Origin of the sequence: Chryseosolibacter histidinae, assembly GCF_018598225.1 — a bacterium.
In the GTDB taxonomy this organism is placed as follows: domain Bacteria; phylum Bacteroidota; class Bacteroidia; order Cytophagales; family Cyclobacteriaceae; genus Chryseosolibacter; species Chryseosolibacter histidini.
Genome location: NZ_JAHESF010000010.1, coordinates 41,798 through 65,196, shown reverse-complemented (window position 1 = coordinate 65,196; position 23,399 = coordinate 41,798). Strand labels below are relative to the sequence as shown.

The 23,399-nt window shown below is 52.4% G+C and carries 13 protein-coding genes; 11 read left to right on the top strand and 2 right to left on the bottom strand.

Going from position 1 to position 23,399, the window contains the following annotated elements:
* Positions 1-83 precede the first annotated feature (83 nt).
* The 6 genes from KK083_RS11925 (at position 84) to KK083_RS11900 (ending at position 10,965) form a co-directional block, all read left to right on the top strand.
* Positions 84-1,271 carry a DUF5005 domain-containing protein gene (locus tag KK083_RS11925; RefSeq protein ID WP_254163461.1) on the top strand — a complete coding sequence of 396 codons (1,188 nt, stop codon included), beginning with the start codon at positions 84-86 and terminating at the stop codon, positions 1,269-1,271.
* A 46-nt stretch (positions 1,272-1,317) separates the two neighbouring features.
* Positions 1,318-2,688: a sugar porter family MFS transporter gene (locus KK083_RS11920; protein WP_254163460.1), complete on the top strand. Its 1,371-nt coding sequence runs from the start codon at positions 1,318-1,320 to the stop codon at positions 2,686-2,688.
* Between the two features lie 106 nt (positions 2,689-2,794).
* Positions 2,795-4,588 (top strand): class I mannose-6-phosphate isomerase, encoded by a 1,794-nt coding sequence (locus tag KK083_RS11915; protein ID WP_254163459.1) that lies wholly within the window; start codon positions 2,795-2,797, stop codon positions 4,586-4,588.
* Between the two features lie 269 nt (positions 4,589-4,857).
* The gene (locus KK083_RS11910; protein WP_254163458.1) at positions 4,858-6,840 is read left to right on the top strand and encodes a sialate O-acetylesterase; all 1,983 of its coding nucleotides are present in this window, start codon (positions 4,858-4,860) and stop codon (positions 6,838-6,840) included.
* A gap of 83 nt (positions 6,841-6,923) precedes the next feature.
* Complete coding sequence (locus KK083_RS11905; protein WP_254163457.1) at positions 6,924-7,685, top strand: GntR family transcriptional regulator; 762 nt, start codon at positions 6,924-6,926, stop codon at positions 7,683-7,685.
* Positions 7,686-7,842: 157 nt separating this feature from the next.
* The gene (locus KK083_RS11900; protein WP_254163456.1) at positions 7,843-10,965 is read left to right on the top strand and encodes an efflux RND transporter permease subunit; all 3,123 of its coding nucleotides are present in this window, start codon (positions 7,843-7,845) and stop codon (positions 10,963-10,965) included.
* Between the two features lie 301 nt (positions 10,966-11,266).
* Here the strand turns inward: KK083_RS11900 and KK083_RS11895 are convergent, their stop codons facing one another.
* Positions 11,267-12,751, bottom strand: coding sequence for a hypothetical protein (locus tag KK083_RS11895; protein WP_254163455.1), 1,485 nt, complete (start codon positions 12,749-12,751; stop codon positions 11,267-11,269).
* Between the two features lie 15 nt (positions 12,752-12,766).
* Positions 12,767-14,248, bottom strand: a complete 1,482-nt coding sequence (locus KK083_RS11890; protein ID WP_254163454.1) for an NADase-type glycan-binding domain-containing protein — start codon at positions 14,246-14,248, stop codon at positions 12,767-12,769.
* Between the two features lie 50 nt (positions 14,249-14,298).
* On the opposite strand from KK083_RS11890, the gene KK083_RS11885 reads away from it, so the two are divergent.
* The 5 genes from KK083_RS11885 (at position 14,299) to KK083_RS11865 (ending at position 23,245) form a co-directional block, all read left to right on the top strand.
* Positions 14,299-16,134: a VanW family protein gene (locus KK083_RS11885; protein ID WP_254163453.1), complete on the top strand. Its 1,836-nt coding sequence runs from the start codon at positions 14,299-14,301 to the stop codon at positions 16,132-16,134.
* A gap of 164 nt (positions 16,135-16,298) precedes the next feature.
* On the top strand, positions 16,299-18,686 hold the full coding sequence (locus tag KK083_RS11880) for an ABC transporter permease (protein WP_254163452.1): 2,388 nt from the start codon (positions 16,299-16,301) through the stop codon (positions 18,684-18,686).
* Positions 18,687-18,796: 110 nt separating this feature from the next.
* Complete coding sequence (locus KK083_RS11875; protein WP_254163451.1) at positions 18,797-19,696, top strand: hypothetical protein; 900 nt, start codon at positions 18,797-18,799, stop codon at positions 19,694-19,696.
* 278 nt (positions 19,697-19,974) lie between these two features.
* Complete coding sequence (locus KK083_RS11870) at positions 19,975-21,777, top strand: MSCRAMM family protein (protein WP_254163450.1); 1,803 nt, start codon at positions 19,975-19,977, stop codon at positions 21,775-21,777.
* Between the two features lie 16 nt (positions 21,778-21,793).
* Complete coding sequence (locus tag KK083_RS11865) at positions 21,794-23,245, top strand: glycoside hydrolase family 76 protein (protein ID WP_254163449.1); 1,452 nt, start codon at positions 21,794-21,796, stop codon at positions 23,243-23,245.
* Positions 23,246-23,399: the final 154 nt, after the last annotated feature.

The window sequence follows — 23,399 nt, the reverse complement described above, 5'->3', positions numbered from 1 at the left end:
AGAGAAATACGACACCTTACGCTTGTTCATATGTTCATACATACTATCTTTAGATGTTCATAACCGGTATCAACCTTATCAACATGAAACCTTTGATCACCCTTGGCCTGGCGGCATCCCTGTTGCTCGCGTCCTGCTCCCCGAAGCAGGAGCCCACGCAGGATCCCCTGGAAGTGAAATTCCGCGTGGAGCGCGCCCCCGAGTGGACAGCCCTCTTCAAACGCTCTCAGGGATGGTTTGGTGGCGACGGCATCTTTGCCATTCCCTACAGCGGTGTTGACAACGGCACTGCCGCCAGCGACAGCACCCTGTTCCTGTTCAGCGACACCATGGTAGGCGAGATCAAAGACGGCAAGCTTCAGCCGGGTTACAAGATGGTGAACAACTCCGTGATGACGCTCAGGGGCACAGAAGCCGCTGAAGCCAACGTGAAATTCATGGTGAACAAAACCGCCGCGGGTGAGCCTGCCACTGTCTTTGTTCCCAAAACACCCGCCACGCAGCAGGGTGACTACTACTGGCTGGGCGACGGATTTGTGAGCCACGCCAGCAAAAACATGTACATCTTTGCCTACCGCATCCGCAATACGAACACCAAAGACGACTTCCCTTTCCGTGAGGTGGGCAATTCGCTGCTGGTGATCCCGCAAGGCAGTAAGTTCCCGTTTGAAGACCATCGCCAGCTCGACCTGCCTTTCTCTTACCAGGAAGGATCGACCTTCAATACGTCTTTCGGTGTTGGCGTGCTTGACAACACTGCCGAAGCAAAAACGGCAAGCCCCGACGGATTCATTTATGTGTACGGCATACGGGGCAGCGCCAAGGAGCTGGTGGCGGCAAGAACGAAACCGGAAGCCATCGAAAGTTTCACCGAATGGGAGTTCTGGAACGGCAAAGACTGGTCAAAGAACTTCAATGAATCACAACCTATTGCTGACAGTGTCTCCAACGAGCTGAGCGTAACACCCATCGGTAACAACAAGTATGCGCTGATCTATACCTATGGCGGTATCCTGCCCACCATCTACATGCAGGTTGGTGCAACGCCTGTTGGTCCGTTCGGTCCGCGCTTAAGGGTATGGGATGTTACGGCAGACCTGGAAGATAAAGACCTGTTCAGCTACAATGCGAAGGCGCACCCGGCCATTTCCAAACCCGGGGAGCTGCTGGTGAGCTTCAATGTGAACAGCTTCAAGTTCGCGGAGATGATAGAAAAGATTCCCAACCTTTACCGGCCACGGTTTGTAAGAATTGTTTTTGAGAAGCAATAATTTGCATAATGACAAACTTATTGCATCACCTTAAAAAATAAACACCATGGAAACTGCTGTAAAACATCAGGCGCCCACCACCCAGGGATTTGTTCTCAAAGTATCAGTCGTAGCAGCCCTCGGCGGATTGCTGTTCGGATACGACACTGCCGTGATCGCGGGAGCGATAGGTTTCCTGCAAACGAAGTTCAACCTTTCTCCCGCCATGGTAGGCTGGGCGGCTAGCAGTGCCATCTGGGGCTGTGCCTTCGGTGCCATGTTTGCCGGGTATTTCAGCGACAGGTTCGGCCGCAAGAAAGTACTGCTGGTCACCGCTGTGCTGTTCTTCATTTCGTCGCTCGGCGCTTCGATCCCCACCGACCTCACCCAGTTCGTGATCGCACGGTTCATCGGCGGCCTGGGCATCGGCGCTGCCTCCATGCTGTCGCCACTGTACATCTCGGAGATCGCACCGGCAAAGAGCAGGGGCACCCTTGTGAGCCTCTATCAGCTGGCGATCGTGATCGGTATTAACCTTATTTATTTTGTCAACCTGAAGATCGCCTCCCTCGGCGACGCGGCCTGGAATGTTGACCTCGGCTGGCGTTATATGCTGGGTTCCGGCGTGATCCCTGCATTCCTGTTCCTGGTATTATTGTTCCTGGTGCCTGAAAGTCCGCGCTGGCTGGTGAAAAAGAACCGCGACGCTGAAGCCCTCGATACGCTTGAAAAAGTGAATGGCAGGGAGCAAGCACTGGAAGTGATGGCGGAGATCAAGGCAGCGCTTTCAAGCGAAACTGGTACGGTCAAAGAGCTCTTCGGGCGGGGATTGCGCATGGCCCTGATCGTTGGTGTGGTGCTGTCGCTGTTCTCGCAGATCACAGGCATCAATGCCATCATCTATTATGCGCCCGAGATCTTCAAGAGCATCGGCTTCGCTGCAGAGTCCGCATTCTTCCAGACGGTGCTGATCGGCGTTATCAATACGCTGTTCACCTTCATCGCCATCTGGCTGATCGACCGCGCAGGCAGAAGAACGCTGCTGCTCTGGGGCGTAACAGGCATGATCATCTGTTTGCTCGGCACCGGCATTTGCTTCTACTTCAACATCACGCAAGGGCCGTGGCTGCTCATTTTCATCCTCGGCTACATTGCGAGCTTTGCATCTTCGCTGGGACCTATTCCGTGGGTGATCATGTCTGAGATCTTCCCAACAAAAACACGTGGTATCGCCATGTCGTTCTGTACCATCATCCTTTGGATCGGTGTGCTGTTCATCACACAGTTCACCCCCATGTTGCTGGAAAGTATCGGCGGCGCTTTTACCTTTTGGCTGTTCATGGTCAACTCCATTATCCTGCTGGTTTTCACCTGGATGAAGATCCCCGAAACCAAGCAGCGCACACTGGAAGAGATCGAACGAAGCTGGAAACACTAACATAAATGATAATCAGTGATCGGTGATCAGTAATCAGTGAAATACGCAATTACCGAATACCGAATACCGAATACCGATTACCGAATACGGATTACTAAACTAGAATATGACCTCTAATTTTGATAAATATCCTTCGATCACCGTCAGTGAGAACAGCAGCGAATGCATCGTGGGCTGGAGCAACATCTGTTCTCACCTCAACCAATATCATTCATCCCTGAAGAAAGAACGCCTCGTGGTGGCCATCGATTGTTACCACGGTGTACATCACGCAGAAATAGAAAAAGCATTGCGCGCAGGATTGAAGCATGACGCCTTCTTCAAAAGCACCGATGCCTTCAAGTCCGAAAAAGAGGTGACCGAAATGGTCTACCCCGACGTGACCGACGACCGCATCTTCGGATTCATGACCGAGCTTACCATCGACGAATACTTCGATGAAGCGAAGCTGGCCACACTCCGCAAGCAGATCGACGCTGTCAAAGGCGGCATCATTGTAATCTACGGTGAGGCTGCAGCTTTTGCGGCACGGCAATGGGATAACCTTGTATACCTGGACATGGCCCGCTGGGAGATCCAATTGCGCATGCGGCGTAACGAGATCAGCAATCTCGGCGTAACGAACAATACAACAGAGTTCGCGCTCCAGTACAAGCAGGCGTATTTTGTCGATTGGCGCGTGCTGGACCGCCACAAGCGCAACGTGATGGACCGCTGGGATTTTGTGATCGATACCAACAAGGCAGGCGAACCGAAAATGGTGAAAGGCGCTGCCGTGCTGAAAGGTATGGAGATCGCCTCACAAAGACCGTTCAGGGTGGTTCCGTTCTTTGATCCGGGACCGTGGGGCGGACAGTGGCTGAAAGAAGTTGCCGATCTCGACAGGTCTGTGATCAACTTTGCCTGGGGCTTCGATTGTGTGCCCGAAGAGAATAGCCTGTTGCTGAAGTTCGGTGATGTGGTGTTCGAGATCCCTTCCATCAACCTGGTGTTCAAACAACCGAAGGCATTGCTGGGTGAGCAGGTGTACTCGAAATTCGGAGCCGAGTTCCCGATCCGTTTTGATTTTCTCGATACCATGGACGGCGGACACCTCAGCCTGCAGGTGCACCCCACTACAAAATACATCAAGGAGCATTTCGGCATGGACTATACGCAGGACGAAAGCTACTATATGCTCGATACCAAAGAGGATGCCGTTGTATACCTCGGCCTGAACGAAGACGTTGACCCCGAGGATATGATCAGGGAGCTGAAGGAAGCGCAGAACGGCGGCGCCGGTTTTGACGCGGAAAAATATGTTCAGAAGTGGCCCGTCAAAAAACATGACCACGTGCTGATCCCCGCGGGTACCGTACACTGCTCCGGGCGGAACGGTGTGGTGCTCGAGATCAGCTCTACGCCTTACATCTTTACGTTCAAGCTGTGGGATTGGGGCAGACTTGGCCTCGACGGAAAACCGAGACCGATCAACATCAGTCACGGTGAAAAAGTGATCCAGTGGGACCGCAGGAAGGAGTGGACCAAAAAGAACCTGATCAACCGTGTAGAAAAAGTAGCGGAGGGCGATGGCTGGATCGAAGAGAAAACCGGGTTGCATGAGTTCCAGTTCATCGAAACACGGAGACACTGGTTCACCAAGAAAGTATCACATAATACGAATGGCGGCGTGAACGTCATCAACCTGGTAGAAGGCAGAGAAGCGATCGTGGAAAGCCCGACAGGAAAATTCAAGCCGTTTGTGGTCCACTATGCCGAGACCTTCATTGTGCCGGCAGCGGTGGGTGAATACACCATCAGGCCGCACGGCGAGTCGGAAGGCAAGCAGTGCGCGACACTGAAAGCATTTGTCAGAGTGGAGGAGATTAAAAATGGTCACCGTCACCATTTGGGAGGATAATTATCTATGGATGCCTGCGGTAGCTGCGAAACTTTTTTGGGTTAGGGAAGCAGTTATCGCGGGTTGTCCACAGACCACGGTCCATAGTGAAGGTACGAGGTACGATTTACGAGGTACGATTTGGCGTGCTTCCGGGGAACATAGTTAAGCTTCGAGCAGCCCTTTGAGGGTTGTAAGTGATACATTTAAACTTTGTGCGGTGAACCCCTCAAAGGGTTGATCCCAACCTTAAACGGTGGGCTTCTCCGATTGAAAACGTAATTAGGAACATGACTCATCACTCAAAACTATATTTCTTTTCATGTCTTCTCATGTTGAGCGCCTTCGCTTCACGTGCTGACGTACGACTACCGCAAATTTTTCAAAGCAACATGGTGTTGCAGCGGGATGTGCCCCTCAACGTGTGGGGCTGGGCATCGCCGGGAGAGGAGGTTACGGTGACGTTGAGCATGCGCACGGCGTCTGTTAAGGCAGGAAAGGACGGCAAGTGGCTGGTGAAATTGCCGGCGCTGGCGGCGGGTGGTCCTTACGGGATGATCGTGCAGGGCAGGAACAGGATCGTGCTCGCTGACATCCTCATCGGCGAAGTGTGGCTCTGCAGCGGTCAGTCTAACATGCAGTGGCGCATCGACCAGACCGGCTTCCAGGAAAAGGATACAACATTCATCCAGGCCAACCAGGTAAGGCTCTTTACCGTGAACATCGATACGGACTATATGCCCCGCGACGATGTGAAGAGCAGCGGATGGAAGACCTTGAGCAAAGAAAATGTGAACGCATTCTCTGCCGTGGCGTATCACTTCGGCAAATACCTCCAGCAGCAGCTGCAGGTGCCGGTAGGACTGATCAGCGACAACCTGGGGGCTACTGCGGTGGAGACCTGGATGAGCAACGAGGCGCTGATGCAGTTTCCGCAGTTCGGCGAAATACTCGGTCCCATTGTAAAAGAAGGAAAAAGTTTCGCGGCGCTGAATGCCGACTTTGAAAAGATCAAGGGCGACTGGTACAAGAAATACTACTACAAGGGCATTGGCATCGATCAGCAATGGTTCAGGCCGGAGACCGACCTCGCAGACTGGAAGCCGATAAAGGCATCGGGTAACACCTGGGAAGCGGAGCCCGACCTGAAAGACCATGACGGCGCCGTGTGGTTCAGAACAACCTTCGACCTGCCCGACGACTTCAAACAGGAGAACTTCTCCATCGGCCTGATGCAGATCGACGACTACGACATCGCCTGGGTGAATGGCATCAAGATAGGAGAGACCTATGGCCGCCATAACCACCGTAATTATTCCGTTCCTACTAATACGCTGAAGAAGAAAGGCAACGTGCTGGTGGTGCGGGTATTTGATACCGGTGGCATCGGCGGGTTCACCACGAGCCCATTCTGGGGCAACAAGATCATGTGGGGCGACTGGTTGTATAAAAAGGGCGAGGCCATTGATGCGGCCAAGTTCCGCAAGCCCATGCTGCCCAATGCCACGCCGTTCTCATCGCCTGCTGTGTTGTACAATGCCAACATTGCGCCGCTCACCTCATTCGCCCTCAAAGGTTTTATCTGGTACCAGGGCGAGTCGAACGTTGACCGCGCGGAGGAGTACCGGGCGTTGTTCCCTGCGCTGATCCGTGACTGGCGGAAGCAGTGGGGCATGGGAGACCTTCCGTTTCTGTTCGTGCAGCTGGCCAACCACTATGAAGAGCAGCCCCAGCCCACCGAAAGCAACTGGGCTGAGCTGCGGGAGGCGCAGGCCATGACATTAAAATTGCCCAACACAGGCATGGCGTCGGCCATCGATATCGGGGAGGCTGGCGACATCCATCCCAAAAACAAGCTCGACGTAGGCAGGCGTCTGGGCATGGCCGCCATGAAGACCGCCTATGGCAAAGACATTGTTTCGGCAGGGCCGTCGTTCCGGAAAATGACCATCGCGGGTAACCGCATTACCCTGGAATTTGATAACATTGGGGGCGGCCTGATCACCAGGGACAAGTATGGTTATGTGCGCGGATTCCAGGTGGCGGGTGAGGACCGTAAATTCTATTGGGCGAAAGCTTCCATTGAGGGCGACAAGGTGATCATTATGTGTAAAGAGGTGGCCCAACCGGTGGCGGTGCGTTATGCATGGTCTAACAACCCCGGACCGCTCGACTTCTATAACAAAGAGGGATTGCCGGCAACACCTTTCAGAACAGACCAATGGAAGGGTGTTACCGCTGATCAGGTGTTCCGGGAAGGACCGCGGTTCTAGAACAGGATGGTTTCAGACGTTCGCAGCGGGCGGCATTTTGTTCTTAAACCTGCGGCGTTTAACTTTAAATAATATTGTTACCTATGGCTGTCAAGGCGAAGAAGGCAAGCGCTTCAATAGACTTCAAGATCGATCATAATAGTCCCATCCCGCTTCATGTGCAGGTGGAGAACCTTCTTCGGAAACTGATCGACAGTCCGGCGTACCAGGGCGGCAAGCTGCTGCCGAAGGAAGTAGAGCTGTCGAAACGTCTGGGCATTTCCCGGAACACCATCCGCCAGGCAACCAATAAGCTCGAGCACGAGAATCTGCTGGTGCGCAAGAAGGGCGTGGGCACCCGGGCCATTAAAAAGACGGTGAGCACCCGCCTCAACAACTGGCTCAGCTTCAGCGACGAGATGCACAGCAAGGGTATGGAGTTCATCAACTACGACATCAAGGTGAGCTGGATGAAGGCCGACGAAGAGATCGCCACCGCGCTGCAGATCGAGACCGGCAAAAAGGTGCTGAAGATGACCCGGCTGCGCGGCCTAGACAAAGGACCTTTCGTTTATTTCGTTTCCTACTTTCATCCCCGTGTGGGCCTCAGTGGCGAGGAAGACTTCTCGCGCCATTTGTACGAGATCCTGGAACAAGATTACGCCACCGTGCCCTCCATCTCCAAAGAGAAGATCAGCGCCATTGCTGCCCCTATCGAGATCGCCAAAAAGCTCAACATCAAAAAAGGCGAGCCCGTGCTCTTCCGCAAAAGGCTGGTCTGCGACCCCGGAGACAGGCCGATCGAGTATAACCTCGGTTATTACAGGGCGGATAGTTTTACCTACGAAATTGACATTCAGCGGTAAATAGGTACGAGGTACGATTTACGAGGTACGAAGTTCAGCCTCCGATCGAAGCCCATCACGTACCTCGTATTTCGTACTTCGTACCTTTTTCTTCAAGCGGTACCCCAATCTTCGCGATTTAGCCCGATCTTTGTGCCGTGTCCTTTCGACAAGTTTCATGAACATCTCTGAACTGAGTTTAAAACGCCCTGTTTTGGCCGTGGTGATGAACATTATCATCGTGGTGTTCGGGGTGATCGGCTATAATTTCCTGGGCATCCGCGATTACCCTGCCATTGACCCGCCCAACATCAGTGTACGTACCTCATATTCAGGCGCCAACGCCGACATCATAGAATCGGAGATCACCGAGCCGCTGGAGAAATCCATCAACGGTATTGCCGGCATCAAGAACATTTCTTCCAACTCCAGCCAGGGCAGCAGCAGCATCAACATCGAGTTTGAGCTGGGTGTAGACCTGGAGGCTGCCGCCAACGATGTGCGTGACAAAGTATCTCAGGCTGCCCGTCAGCTTCCCCGCGACCTCGATTCGCCGCCGGAGGTATCGAAATCTGATGCGAGCGCCGACTACATCATCTCTGTTTCCGTGCAAAGCAATACGCGAAACCAGCTGGAGCTTACGGAATACGCCAACAACGTGCTGGCCGAGCGGCTCCAGACCATTCCCGGTGTCGCCAGCATCCGCATCCTCGGTGAGAAGAAATACGCGATGCGCATCTGGCTCGACCCGAAAAGACTCAGCGCCTACGGGCTCACACCGCTGGATGTACAGCAGGCATTGAACAGCCAGAACATCGAGCTTCCGTCGGGCAAGATCTCGGGCAACTCCACCGAGCTTACCGTGCGCACGTTCGGAAAACTTTTTACAGAAGAGGACTTTAACAATGTACGCATCAGGACTACAGCCACGGGCACCATCCGCTTGCGCGATATTGGCGAAGCGGTGCTGGGGCCGGAGAACGAAGAAGTTGCACTGAAGGGCAGGCTCGTGCCCATGGTGGGGGTTGCCCTCAATCCGCTGCCAGGCTCCAACTTTGTGGCGATCGCGGATGAGTTCTACAAGCGTATGGAAAAGATCAACCGCGAGGTGCCTGACGACATTACGCTGACCGTGGCCACAGACCAGACCGTGTTCATCAAACGTGCCATCACGGAAGTTGAAGAGACCCTGCTGCTTTCGTTCATCCTGGTGGTGCTTATCGTTTATCTTTTCTTCCGCGATTTTATCATCGCCATGCGCCCCCTGATCGATATCCCGGTGTCGCTGATCGCCACGTTCTTCATCATGTACCTCTGCGGGTTCTCCATCAACGTGCTCACCATGCTCGGCATTGTGCTCGCCACAGGCCTGGTGGTAGACGATGGTATTGTGGTAACGGAGAACATTTACAAGAAGCTTGAAGGGGGCATGAACAAACATGACGCCGCACGCGAAGGCTCGAAGGAGATTTATTTCGCGGTGATCGCTACGTCCATTACGCTGGCCTTTGTATTTCTTCCCATCATCTTTTTGGAAGGTTTTGTGGGCAGGCTCTTCCGCGAATTCGGTTTCGTGGTGGCGGGCGCCGTGCTCATCTCATGTTTTGTGTCGCTGACCCTCACACCTGTGTTAAGTGTGAAGCTGACACGCGACCACCGGAAAAAATCGCGCTTTTACGAGGCGACAGAACGTTTCTTTGTGGGCATGGAGAACGCCTACTTCAACAGCCTTTCAGGGTTCATGAAAATGCGCTGGGTCTCCATCGTCATTGTAGTGTTGTGCCTGGCGGCATCGTACCTGCTGATCAACAACCTTCAGTCCGAGTTGGCGCCCCTGGAAGACCGCAACCAGTTCAGGCTGCAGGTGTCTGCGCCGGAGGGAACGTCGTTTGTATACATGGAGAACTACATCGACAACATTGCCGAGTTCCTGATCGATTCCATTCCGGAGGCCAACATCATCTACTCGCTCACCGGTGGGTCGGGTGGCGGTGCCGGCAGCACGAATAACGGCATGGTGCGGGTCTTTCTCAACGATCCCGATGAAAGAGAGCGGTCGCAGCAGGAAGTGGTGAATATGGTGAACCGTAACTTGCCCAAGTTCTCGGCAGGGAGGGCCTTCGCCGCGCAGGAGCAGACCATCTCCACCAGCAGGAGGGCAGGACAGCCCGTGCAGTTCGTGATCCAGAACAATGACTTTGAAAAGCTGAAGCAGGTGCTCCCTAAATTCCTGGAGGCGGCCAACGACCACCCCGTACTGCAGGGCGCGGACACAGACCTGAAGTTCAACAAACCCGAGCTGCGTGTGATCATCAACCGGTTGAAGGCAACGGAGCTGGGCATCAGCGTGCAAGACATCTCTCAAACCCTTCAGCTCGCTTACAGTAACCTGAGGTTCGGTTATTTCACCAAGGAAGGAAAACAATACCAGGTGATCGGGCAGGTAGACCGCATCAACCGCGACGACCCGAGTGACCTGCGCAGTCTTTATGTTCGCACAGCCACCGGAGAGCTTGTATCTATCGACAACGTTGTGACCGTGGAGGAATCCACCACACCACCCTCGCTTTATCACTTCAACCGTTATAAATCGGCCAGCATCTCGGCGGGACTCGAACCCGGCAAAACCATTGGCGACGGCGTTGCGGCCATGCAGGAGATCGCCGATAAGCTGCTTGACGATACCTTCACCACCTCGCTGAGTGGCTCCTCCCGCGACTTCGCAGAAAGCTCGGGCAACACCATGTTTGCCTTCCTGCTGGCATTGGGGCTGATCTACCTTGTACTGGCGGCGCAGTTTGAAAGCTTTATCGATCCATTCGTGATCATGATCACCGTACCGCTGGCCATTACGGGCGCGCTACTGGCACTGTTCCTCTTCGGCGCCACCTTGAATATCTTTTCACAGATCGGCATCATCATGCTCATCGGACTGGTGACCAAGAACGGTATCCTCATCGTGGAGTTTGCCAACCAGAAACGGGAAGAGGGACTGAGTAAAGTCGACGCCGTGATCGAAGCTTCGCGCCTGCGCCTTCGCCCTATACTGATGACGAGCCTTGCCATGGCGCTAGGATCATTGCCATTAGCCTTATCGTTGGGTGCCTCGTCCAGCAGCCGGGTGCCATTGGGCCTTGTGATCGTAGGTGGTGTGATCTTCTCGCTGATACTTACCTTGTTCGTGATCCCGGCCATGTACTCTTACCTGTCGCGGCAGAAGAAAGCTGTTGAGTCGCATGCTCCTGTGTCGGAGCCGAAAAACGGGGCGGTGTATGGGCTTGGAGTAAGGAGTCAAGAGTAGGCGAAATGCAGGTTCACGCAAAGAGCGCGAAGAAGCCGCCTCGTTTCGCCGTCATCCTGAATGGTGGTTTGAGCGTAGGAATGCGCGAATGAAGGATCCCCATTTGACAGTGTGCCTACGAATGTGCAATGCGCTCGAATTAAGTACGCAGTAAGCGATCTGGGGATCCTTCGCTCCCGTATGCTATCACACCTGCATCGCTCAGGATGACGGGTTTCAGAAGAGAGGTTCGCTACCTCTGCGTTCTTTGCGCCTCCTTTGCGATCTTAGCGTTTTGCATTTTGTATTTTTGCATTTGATTTCAGCGCTTGTTCTTCAACAGAAAATACGGGCGACCCTTATCAGGATTTCGCCAGTTGGTAAGCTCACTGATCAATTCTTCGTTGCCGTCTTGCCTTACGTTTGCGATGAATTTTTTCCAGATATCTTCCCGCACGAAAGTGTAGGAGGGTGAAAGCCGGTGGATATGTTTCAGGTCGTCGGGGCTGAGATAGAAACGGAACTGTACATCTTTTATGCCGGCGGCGATTCTCCACAGCTTCTCTTTTTCTATGTTGTATTCAGGGATCCATGACATGGCATCTGTTCCGGTTGCATAGACCACATATTCGGCGAGGGACTTGTGCGCGATGATCAGCTCGCAGGGTTCCTTGCTGGCCACGAGCTCTCTGCACATCATACTATACAGGCCGTAGGGTGGATCGTGCCTGGAAGGATCGTAACTCCGATACGAGAAAGCGCTGAAGAATAGCAGCATCGCACAGGAGACTGGAGCGATGTATCTCAGGCGAACATCCTTTAGTAAAAAGGTGATGAACAACGGACATAACAATATGAATACCAGCAGAAGCCTGAAGCCCGGTGCATCCATCGACCAATGAAAGAACGGAAAGATCAGGAAGGCAGCGATCAGTATCAATGCAGTGAAGCGTGCCTCTGCGTTCTTCTTTATAATAGCCTTTATTACCAATACCAGAGCCGCTAGAAACACGAGACAGCAAAACACTATTTCTGCAAGCCACCAGGATGAAATGAGACCTGGACCGAATCCGCTCACAAAAGAATACGGAGCGAACTGTGGATGTTGAGAGAAAATTCCTTGTAGCCTCTCAGAATCAAAAAAGTTGAGGATCCCCGGAAGGAAAAAACCAGCGACAACAAAAACGAACAGAAACAGGATCAGCACCATCGCTATACGCCCAGGCATTCTTTTCATTGCTGCATACAACGTCATGTATGCCAATGACAACACCGCCGTTACCCGGTGTCCGAAGAAATTGAGCGCCAGCAGCAGGAGGGGAATCACCTTGAGCCTAGCATCCGCTCCATACAGCAACATCAGGAAGAAGATCACACCCAGCAGGTTCTTGGGGTACTGTGCTGCAAAATAGGTAAGGTGGGGACTAAAAAGACAGAAGCTCCCCACGATCAGCGCAACAGCATTTCTGCCCGACCATTTCAGTGAAAGCAGGTACGCCATCACACAAAAAGCACTGGCCAGTATCGCGCCCGTTACTTTGTACATGAGGATATAATCCCCGGTGAAGCATTGAACACCCATCATGATCGGGTAGATGAGCGCGCTGTCCGCAACATCCATTTTCCCCTCTTCAAGGAACGATCTTACCTGGTTGATGTAAAAGTACCCATCCCATCCGTTGGCATACACTGTCTGGCTAAACGCGAGGTACCGAAGGACAAACGAAATGCTGAACAACGCCACGGAGATACCCGCTGCAGGGAGCAGGTCTTTTATCCTCGCAACGCCACTTGATCCCAAAATCAAAACAATAAGGCCGTGTTACCGGTCACCCGGTGATCCGTTGTAGAAGGTATCCACATATTTTTCACCCTTCACCTCTGCCGGCGTGATGGTCAGGTTGTCCTGGAAGATCTTGACAAACGAAGATTGCGTATTGCCTTTGTAATAATCTACCGTCTCAGACAGGTTGATGAGCTTGCCGAAGATCCTCACCCTGGCATAATTACCTTGCTGCTCCACAATTTCCCAGTTGCCATCCGCAACGATCTCTGAATTTTCTTCCCTGGAGGCATCGCTGGAAGTGGTATGCTCGTACAGCACAAAGGTTTTATTAGACCGCAATATGAGCGATTTGTCGGAGGTGGCGTAAGGTGTTTCCTGATGGTTTTTAAGTCTCCGGTCCACAAACGACTCCATCAGCGAGCCCCTGGTGGAAGCGATCAATGACTTGATGTTCTCTTCTGCTTTACCATCGTCCCTGATCAGCACGGGCGTGGCCTGGTCGAAGAAAAGCACTTCACTGATCACAAGGTCTTTGTAAGCGCTGCCCGGAACAGCTTCGAGTACCGTAAGCTCAAACTCTTTTCCGGTGAGCGGCTCGCCCAATGTCACGAGCTGGGGTTCCATGCTGTCTTCAATTGTATATTTTGCTTTGGCGCCGTTCTTCAGCCCGAACTCAAAAGATTTTACCCTGGCATTGGAGGTAAAATGTTTCTCCGAGCGCTGATAACCATTCCAGATCTTGACAGCTGAGATGCGCTGGTCTGCGCCGAAGGTGAATGTGAGCTTTTCATTTTCACCGGTGCCGGCAGCACCTTCTGCCCACACAAATTCCTTGCGTGAATCGAAGAGCATAGAGGGAGCATAGGCTTCGGCGGGCTTCAGGGTAGATGAAGCCGTGATAGCACCTGCAACAGCCAGCGGCGCATGTACCTTCAGCGGGCCTTCGTTGTTGAAGAGCTTCAGGTCTGCAATGCCCACGGAGAACTTGCTGTCAAATGTTTCGGTAGAGAGTGTTTCGTCGCCGCCTTCCTTGACGAGATCTTCCGTGCTTGACTGGTCTGCCGACGCGATCTTGATGAAGAGCGCTGTTACATCTTTTTCGATCTTCACGGGTTGTGAAGCGTCGAAGCTTTCGACTCTTTGTCCATCGGCATAGACGGTAATTTCTTGTACCGTGGCCAGGTCATCGTTTTCAGCCTGCTTGAGCACCAGCTCTTTCACGTAAGTTTTAGCAGGAAAATAGAGCATCAATCCTTCATCCGGTCCTGCGCCTTTGGCGGTTGCCCAATAAGTTGTTGTGTCGTCGTCAAAAACATTTTCAACGCCATACTGCGCCAGGGGCAGGAGGGTAGAAGTGGCATATACACCTTCCATGTAGATCACTTCCTTTGCCTCGGGACCGGAGGAACCAGTTTCTTCGGCAGTGTTTTCAGCGCTTTTTGAATTGGTGCCGCACGATGAGATCAATGCAGCCATTGAACAGGCCATCACGGCCATGAGGGAGTGGGGGATTTTCATGCTGAAAGATACGAATTGCAAAAGTTTTGACAATATCTTTCCGCGCGTGTTTGAAGCGTACAAAGTTTTCGCCTACTTTTAAAAAGTTTGCTTGTGAAAAAGAAGGCATCGGCATGAAGGCAACGTTGATCGAACGGCACAGTCTGCTCAGGGAGGTAATATTTTTTATCAAATCGCGTGGTTTGATCCTGCTCCGGGCATTGCGCAACAGGTTTGATAATGATCTACAACGCTTCCCTTTCGGTGAAACGCTGAAAAGCGGAGCCGTGATCTCCTTTTCAGAAAGCGATCTGTGGAACCCCGACGACGATGAGCAGAACTGGATCCTCACCGCGGGAAAGATCCAGAACCTGCGGGTGGCAACCAGGAAACTGAATGGGCTTGAAATACCTGCCGGAAAGGTCTTCAGCTTCTGGCAGCACGTAGGTTATCCCGGTCGCAGCAAGGGTTATGTTACGGGCAGAGAGATCAGGGAGGGCTGCATCATTCCGACTGTAGCCGGTGGTCTTTGCCAGCTCTCGAATGCGCTTTACGATGCGGCCCTGAAAGCCGGCTTCGAGATCGTGGAGCGGCACAAGCATACCAAAGTAGTGAAAGGTTCCCTGGCGGAGAAGGGCCGGGACGCCACTGTAAAATGGAATTACATAGACCTGCGCTTCAGGTCATCATCATCTTTTCGCATCGAAATAGACCTGGCACCCGAAAGCCTTGTGGTGAAGTTCAGGAGCACAACAGATCATCGTGTACAGCAGATTCCTTCGGCGATGACGGTTCAGCCCTCCAAACTCAACGACTGTTTCTCGTGCGGCAACTTTGAATGTTTTAAACATCCCGGCAAGGTAGTGCTCCAAAAGCGAAAGGCAGTCACCACTTTTATACTGGACGAACGGTGGAGCGAGTACGAAGAGTACATCAGTAAAACCGCAGCAACGGGCGATCGTTTCGTGGTGCCGTTCACGCCGGATCAGCGGATCAGGATCAACCGTTATACCTGGAATGTTGCCAAAGGCTTTCGTGCGCGGGCAGTTCCGTTGATGGCGCTTTACAGGTCACTTAGCATCAGGTTGTTTTCAGGTGGCGGGAACAACGTCTTTTCACAGATGCTGAGGCTCGACAGCAAGGTGACTCAAAGAATGCTGAAACACATTCCGCTTGAGAGCACACACATCGTCATATCGCAGAACCTGCTTCCGTACGCCTGGGCTGCCGGTGTGCTGGGTGGAAGAACTTTCGATGTGCTGATGACCCGGCTCCCGATGGAGAAGCTGCATGAGCGCCTCGATGCAGCGTATCGTCACTATCCTTCCAGCAGCACCCTGAATGATTTTCGTGCACCCGATGAACTTGTGGATCTCGAGAGCATGGCGCTCACCAGATCGCGACACATCATCACACCGCATCGTGAGATTGCAAACCTGTTTAATAACAAGTCCATACTGCTTGACTGGAGTCGTCCCCGCGTTCAGGTGAAAACAAGATCCGCAGGCAACAGGATCCTTTTCCCCGGTCCAGCGCTGGCACGCAAAGGAGCCTATGAAATGCGGCGGCTTGCAAGCGAGCTGAAGCTTAGTGTCACCATCATGGGCGGAGCAACGGAAGAAGATTCATTCTGGAATGGTCTATCCGTAGAAAAAGCAGGTGCTGATCCGTTCGAAGGTGTCGGGTTAGTGGTGTATCCCACCTATGTTGAGCATCATCCGCGTCTGCTGTTGAAGGCCATCGTTCTCGGCCTGCCTGTGATCACAACAACGGCAAGTGGGTTGCAGCCTTCGGATCAGGTTACCATTGTTGAGGCGGGTGATTATGATGCATTGAAACGCGCCGTACTTGAAAAGCTGCCTGAAGAAATCATCCCCATCCCATCAATGTCTAATGCCTCCCGATAGCTATCGGGATCCCAATGCGTAACAGTTGCCCACTACCGGACGGATTCGTACGTATGGGAACAACGATCGGGGACAGAAAGCGTGTTTTTAAGCGATAATCGCACATGGCACCCCGCTTGCAAGAGTGTCGGAGTTAACTATTTGATTTACCGAACCGCCACCTCATGCTTAAAAACTACCTGAAAATCACCCTGCGCAACATTGGTCGTTACAAGACCTTCAGCATTATTAATATCCTTGGTCTTACCGTCGGACTCACGGCATTTCTCGGCATCAGCCTGTACATTACCGATGAGTTTTCGTACGATCGTTTCCACAGCAAGATCGATCGCATCTATCATGTGCTCACATTGCCTAATGGCGATGAAAAAGACGAAAAATGGGCGGGTGTAGCCAACAAGGTGGGGCCTACCATCGCCCAGGAGATCCCCGAAGCAGAAAAGGTCGCCCGCATTCTTTATCACAATTTTGGTGGCGATGCTTTTGTATCGGCGGGAGAGACGCGGGTTGTGGAGAAGAACCTTATATGGGCTGACCCCGAGCTGTTGGAGATCCTCTCCATAGACCTGCTCAAAGGAAAGCCCGGCGATGTGCTGAAGGGTGCGAATGGGGTGATCATCAGCAGTGCAGCGGCCCGTAAATATTTCGGCAGCGAAGATCCCATGGGTAAGGTGCTGCTGATCGACAACAAGACCGAGCTCGAGGTGACCGGCGTATTCAGGGACCTGCCCTTTCATTCGCGTTTCGATTTTCAGCTGATCGCTCCTTTTCAAGGCAGCTGGGCAGGCCGTAACAATAAACAGAGCTGGGGCAATGCCAGCTTCGAAACACTGGTACTGTTGCAACCGGGTGCCAATGCAGCTACCGTAGAAAAGAAAATGAACGTGATGATCGAGCGCAACATCCCCTCCGAAGAGCGGTGGTATGCGCTGGGCCTTCAGGCGCTGAAAGACATGCACCTGTATGCTGCCGATATCCAGAGCGATGCGGGCAATGCCGGCGACATCAGCCAGGTGAAGTTGCTGACGGGATTATCCCTGATCATCCTGATCATCGCTTCCATCAACTACATGAACCTCTCCACGGCACAGTCGCAGCGACGTCAGAAAGAAGTGGGCATCAGCAAGACGCTTGGCGCCTCCGCGGTGCAGCTCTCGCGCCAGTTCTATACCGAAGCTTCTGTCTTTGTGCTGATCGCCATGGTGCTGAGCCTGACCTTGTTCCTGGTACTGCTTCCGGTTTTTAATGATCTTACCTACAAACACATCACCGACGACTTCCTGTATACCGCCTGGTTCTGGGCAGGTTTTGTTTCACTGTGGGCCTTGCTGACGCTGGTGTCAGGCTCGTATCCCGCTTTGTACCTGTCTTCATTCGCACCGAACAAGGTGCTGCAACGCGCGGCTACGGGTTCAGCCGGAAACGTCTCTGTGCGCAAGGTGCTGGTGGTATTCCAGTTCACCGCTTCTGTAGTGCTTATTGCCGGAACGCTGGTGTTGTATGGCCAGCTGGAGTATGTACGCAATAAGAAGCTCGGCTATCAGCCCGAACAGGTGGTGGCTGTCTCCATCGGAGGTGCTGACAAGAAGACTCAGCTCGAGCCGCTGAAGCTCGAATATGAAAAAATACCCGGTGTATTAAAGGTAGCGCTTGCACAAGCGTTTCCCGGTCGCGAGGCCAGTGGTCGCACCATGCCGTCACCCGGCAGCAACGAAGAACGGATCTCCATCAGCACAAACCGCGCCGGTGCAGAGGTGGTAGACCTGCTCAACATCCGGCTGCTGGCAGGTACCTCATTGCCAGTGAAAGCACCCGGTGATACCACAACACAGGTGGTGCTCAACAAATCAGCGGTGGACTATCTCGGCATGAAGCCGGCGGAAGCTGTGGGCGAAAAGATCAAGATCGGTGGCTTTCAGTATCCTGTCGAGATCGCCGGTGTAACAGAAGATTTTCATTTCAGCTCCCTGCATCAGCCCATCGGCGCATATTGTTTTCACAATGTTCCTACAGAGTCTTACAATTACCTGCTGGTGAAAGTATCGGCCGCCAACCTGCCGGCCACCATCGCAAGGCTTGAGCAGACTTTCGTGACGGCTGTTCCCGCTGCCTTCGATTTCGTTTTCCTCGATCAGCACATGGCTTCGCTTTACCAGCGCGAGCAGCACCTCGCCAAAGTGATTCTGTTGTTCTCCGGCATGGCGGTGTTCATTGCCTGCCTGGGATTGTATGCGCTGGCTTCATTCATGGCGGAGCAACGTATGAAAGAGATCGGTATCCGCAAGGTGCTGGGTGCTTCGGTAACGGGTATCGTGGGCATGCTGTCGAGAGACTTCATGCGCCTGGTGTTGATCGCCTTCATCATTGGCGCACCGCTAAGCTATTATCTCATGAGCCAGTGGCTGGAGTCGTTCACCTACCGCATCGAGATCGGCGCAGGGCTCTATGCGTTGTCGGCGTTCCTGATCTTTGCCATCGCGTGGATCACGGTGGGCCTGGAATCGGCAAAAGCGGCAATGGCCAACCCGGTAAAATCCCTCAAAAACGAATAGGGGCACGGGTTTAAAGTTTCAGGTTTCAAGTTTAAAGTTTCAAGTTTCAGGTTTAAAGTTGAGTGGAGGTCAAACTTTTAACTTTAAAGTTTAAACTTTAAATTTTACCTTTGAAGCTTGAATTTTCCGAAGTGCTGCCGGGTTTTAAAATATTGCTCCGTAAAGAGGGTTTGAGCGTAAGTGAGAACATCATTTACCGGAATTTCAATATCCTGCTGAGCATTGCTTTCCTGGATGTACTTGTTTTCCTTTTTTTACTGAAAGATCTCGAGCCTTCCTGGCCTTTCAAGCTGTGTGTAGCGGAGCTTGTCATCTTTGTGGTGCTCATGATCCTTCATGCCAGGGGATACATGGTGTTTGCCCGCTACGCGGTTTTCCTGGTCACCCTTTGCGTACAGTCCATGGCGTCGATCATTCACGGAAAGTCAGAGGGGTTTGACTACCTGTTCTTCGCCATCGGCCTGCTGCCCATGCTTTTCTTTCAGCGCGCCGCCCACTACGCATCATTGTTCTTCATCAGCATGGCGACCATGCTCTCCGTGCATTATGTTTACAGCATCACCGATCCCATCCTCAGCCTCGGACCGTACATTCTCTATTGGAACATGTTCTTTACCGGCACCATCATCTTTTTGATGATGTACATCTTTAAATCAGGGTACGAGCGCACACAGAAGAAGCTGCTGGACCAGAACAACATGATCAGCCAGCAGAAGGAAGAGATCGAGGTGATCAACAACAACCTGGAACAGATCATCGTAGACCGCACCGCGAAGATCAAGGACCACGAGCAGCGCATCACCAAATTCACCTTCATTAACGAGCACCGGGTCCGGAGCCCGCTGGCCCGCATCATGGGCCTGTTGAACCTGATCGACCTGGAAAGCAACAAGGCCAAAACACTCGAAGACTACCTGCCCATCTTAAAAAGCAACGCCGAAGAGCTCAACAACATGCTCAAGGAAGTAAGCGATACGCTGAACGAGATCAATATCGAGAAGAAGAAGTAACGGAAGGGTTCGCTGACCCAGCCTGCTCCCCGCAGGTCCAAACCCGCCTGTGCGCTTTCATCCCCAACTAACAAAGTCAGAATCCCCTGAATTCTAACGATTAGCATTTTTTTCCTCCTGTTAACCCTGTTTTAACCCACAATTTTAACCACTAACCGGTTAGAATAACGTTTGCAAACGGTTTTCAATCGATAACAGGTGGTACCTGGATCACGATCAGCCGGGCAGCCTTTAGGAGCCAAACTGAACATGTCTTTACCCTTAAAACCATATAAACAATGATCAGAATTTTACAAACCTTTATGTACGTGGTGTTGCTGGGGGCATTTATTGTCTCCTGCGACAAGGAAGACGACCCGGTCAATGCCAGCCTGGGCACCATCAGCGGGGTCGTTAAGGATGATACAGGGCAGCCCGTTTCCGGGGTTAAGGTTACCGTTTCCGGCATCAAGGAAGATGATCTGTCAGTAACCACGGCAGATGACGGGACCTACACCGTTGAAAATGTATCATTGAAGATCCACGCCGTGACCTTCTCCAAAACAGGATGGTTGACCGTCAGCGTATCGGTTTCGCCTGAGAAGTTTGATACCAGTAAAAAAGCTACCGCCAATGCCACGCTGGTGAGTGCTTCTTCGAAGATCGTTGGTATCGTTACGGATGCCAAGAATGGCGACACACCGCTGGCAGGTGTCACGGTCAGCGTAGGTGTTGCGGGTACGGTCACCAGTGGAAGCGATGGTGCCTTTACCATCGAGAACCTGGTTGCCGACGATTACACCGTAACCTTTACCAAAAACAATTATGTAACCCTTACCAAAAAGGTAACGAAAGCCGATTTTGTCAACGGCATCGCCACAGCCAATATCAAGATGGGTGGTGTGGAGCTTCTGCGCGGGTTAACGGCTTCGGACCTGGCAAGCGCTGACAAGTGGTACTACAACGAGTACCGGGGCGGACGTAATGGCGATGCTTATCCGCATTGGGACTGGGCGTGCGACTATATGTGTACCCTGGATTTCCGCGGCGCGTGGCAGGAGCAAAACGAAGGCACCACGTTGCAAATCCGCAATAACGTGGAAGACCGCGGCAACCCTGCCGATCTGAATGTATTCGATTCGTTTGTGTATGGAAGCAAAAAGATCACGCAAGACAACAGGATCCTCTCATTGAGGGTGCGCACCCACAATGCCGACGCCGCAAGCCCTGCTCATTTTGGCGTTCAGGTGATCGATCTTTCCGCGCCTCAGGCTGCCACCGTAAAAATCGGCGAGAACAAAACCTATGGCTCGGGCGATTACACCGACTTTGAATTTGACCTGAGCAATTACGTAGGAAAAGAAGTGATCATTGCCATTGGCATTTACCGCCAGGCTACGGGCGACTACTGGAAACAGCTTGTTCTTCGCGCCATTCGTTTTGCCGATAAAAAAGTAGTGAACTGGGACTGGCTGCCCGGTACTGACGTTGTTGACGGCTGGAAGCTGAGCCAGGAAACTGTACGGTCCACCATGCCGCACATGAAAAAGTCCTTCACCGGCATCAGCCCTGTAAGCGGCAACCGCGATAATTATTTTGATGCCTACCGGAAATGGCGTGAGGTTGGCCACCTGGGTGCAACCTGGTCTTTTGTTCCGTTGAAGAAAGATCCGGAGGTGTTCCCTTCCGAAGGTTATATCATCAAAACACGCGGTACGCCAGAGGTGAGCACCAAAGTGCCCGAAGCATACCTGTACGCAAAATTTGCCATCGCATCAGGAAACAACCAGGTGACCCTGCGAACACGCAGCTTCGGCACCAACTACCTGTACTTTAAGCTTACCGCGATAGAAGACAACGGTACCGTTACCCACGTGGCTCCTCAGTCCAATACAGCACAGGATGCCAGTGCTGCCGATGACGGTTGCTGGAAGTTTAAACATGGCGATGGCAGCGCCGGCAACCCCGAAGGTTATGCGTCGTTTGTGTACGACCTGTCACCATTCAACGGCAAAAATGTGACACTCGTTCTGGGTGTGTACAATGGCGTTGCTAACTCAGGTGAGAACAAGATGGCTATCCACAGCATTGCGCTGAACTAAAAACATGAATCATAGCATGACAATTTTTCGCAACATCATTATTACCTGCAGCTTTATTTTGCTGATCATCATCACGGCCTGTAGCGATACGGCAGACGATGCGCCCGAGCCTCCCGCGGAGGTAAGTGTTTCGGAGCAGAACCTGCTTCGTGCCATGGAGCTCACTGACAACGCCATCGCTTCTCATTTTACAGGCGATGGCATGGCCATGGCCAGGTACTATAATCCTTACACCGGCGTACGTTCTGACGAGAAAGGCAGTATCTGGATGTATACCAGCGCCATCGAAGCAGTGAATGCCATTCTTCACGGCCTCGAAGCGCAGAAGGACCATGGCAACGCGGCGCTGCACAGTGAACATTTCAACAGGTATTCCGAGCTGCTGTACAAGTTGTATGACAATGCAGATTATTACCTGGGCACTTTCCAGCTCGTCTCTTACACACAAACCAGGGAATGGTCGGTATACGGTGTGAACCGCGGCGGCTCCAAAGGTTCTGCCAAAGTGGAGGGAATCGAAAACGTGTATGATGACCAGATGTGGCTCATCCGTGAATTGCTCGAGGCTTACAAGCTCACCGGCAACAACGTGTACCTGCAAAAAGCGGAGTACCTGACCGCCTACGTGCTTGACGGATGGGATTGCACACGTGATGCCAATGGGGCCGAGCTTGGGGGTATTCCCTGGGGCCCGGGTTATGTTACCAAACACTCCTGCAGCAATGGGCCCATGGTGAGTCCGTTGGTATGGCTATACGAGCTTTACAAAGGCAAGAGTGATGAAGTAACCTACAGCTACATAGACGCTGCAGACAGGCAAACCCGCCTAACCATGCAGGTGAAGAAGAGCGACTATTACCTGGATTTCGCTAAAAAAATATATGCATGGCAGAAGAAAAAATTGCTGCGCGCCGATGGTGTGTACGACGATATGATGGGTGGCTGCACACCAGGCAGTCCTCAGACAGAAACCGTGAATGGCACTACCTACCGCAAGGGCACCACCTGCCAGGATCGTGTAGGCCCTGCGATCACCTATAACAGCGGCACCATGCTCTCCGGAAGCGCCGATCTGTACCGTGTAACAGGCGATAACGCGTACCTCGATGATGCCAGGAAATTATCGGATGCCACTTTCCAGTATTTCGCAAAGCTTGGACAGACCAAGGCCGGATATTATACCTATGATATCAGCGGCTTCAGGAACTGGTTCAATGGCGTGCTGATGCGCGGATATGTAGACGTGTATCCTTCGTATGGAACGGTTGGTGACTACATCAAGTCGTTCCAGCAAAACCTGGATCACGGATACGACAACTTCCTGTACAAGGGTTTCCTGCCCACCAATTTACTGGTAGGGTGGAGTCGTGACAACGGCAACAACAAGACAGAAGCGATGTTCAACTTTGCGTTTGCCGCGGAGTATGCCGTATTGTCGCGTTACGAGCTCGAGCACGGGAATAATTAAGAGATATGAGATGACACGGCTTAAAACCTTAAACCTTAAACCTTAAACTTTAAACTTTAAACTTTAAACTTTTAAGTCTCAAGTCTCATCCCGATAGCTATCGGGACTATTTATAACAGTAGATCCAATCAATATTTACCATATGCAGAATAAC

Bases quoted from the DNA above. Each gene is read 5' to 3' on its own strand.
- KK083_RS11915 (WP_254163459.1), top strand. From the start codon at position 2,795: ATGACCTCTAATTTTGATAAATATCCTTCGATCACCGTCAGTGAGAAC.
- KK083_RS11870 (WP_254163450.1), top strand. From the start codon at position 19,975: ATGATCAGAATTTTACAAACCTTTATGTACGTGGTGTTGCTGGGGGCA.
- KK083_RS11910 (WP_254163458.1), top strand. From the start codon at position 4,858: ATGACTCATCACTCAAAACTATATTTCTTTTCATGTCTTCTCATGTTG.
- KK083_RS11920 (WP_254163460.1), top strand. From the start codon at position 1,318: ATGGAAACTGCTGTAAAACATCAGGCGCCCACCACCCAGGGATTTGTT.
- KK083_RS11925 (WP_254163461.1), top strand. From the start codon at position 84: ATGAAACCTTTGATCACCCTTGGCCTGGCGGCATCCCTGTTGCTCGCG.
- KK083_RS11905 (WP_254163457.1), top strand. From the start codon at position 6,924: ATGGCTGTCAAGGCGAAGAAGGCAAGCGCTTCAATAGACTTCAAGATC.
- KK083_RS11900 (WP_254163456.1), top strand. From the start codon at position 7,843: ATGAACATCTCTGAACTGAGTTTAAAACGCCCTGTTTTGGCCGTGGTG.
- KK083_RS11890 (WP_254163454.1), bottom strand. From the start codon at position 14,248: ATGAAAATCCCCCACTCCCTCATGGCCGTGATGGCCTGTTCAATGGCT.
- KK083_RS11880 (WP_254163452.1), top strand. From the start codon at position 16,299: ATGCTTAAAAACTACCTGAAAATCACCCTGCGCAACATTGGTCGTTAC.
- KK083_RS11865 (WP_254163449.1), top strand. From the start codon at position 21,794: ATGACAATTTTTCGCAACATCATTATTACCTGCAGCTTTATTTTGCTG.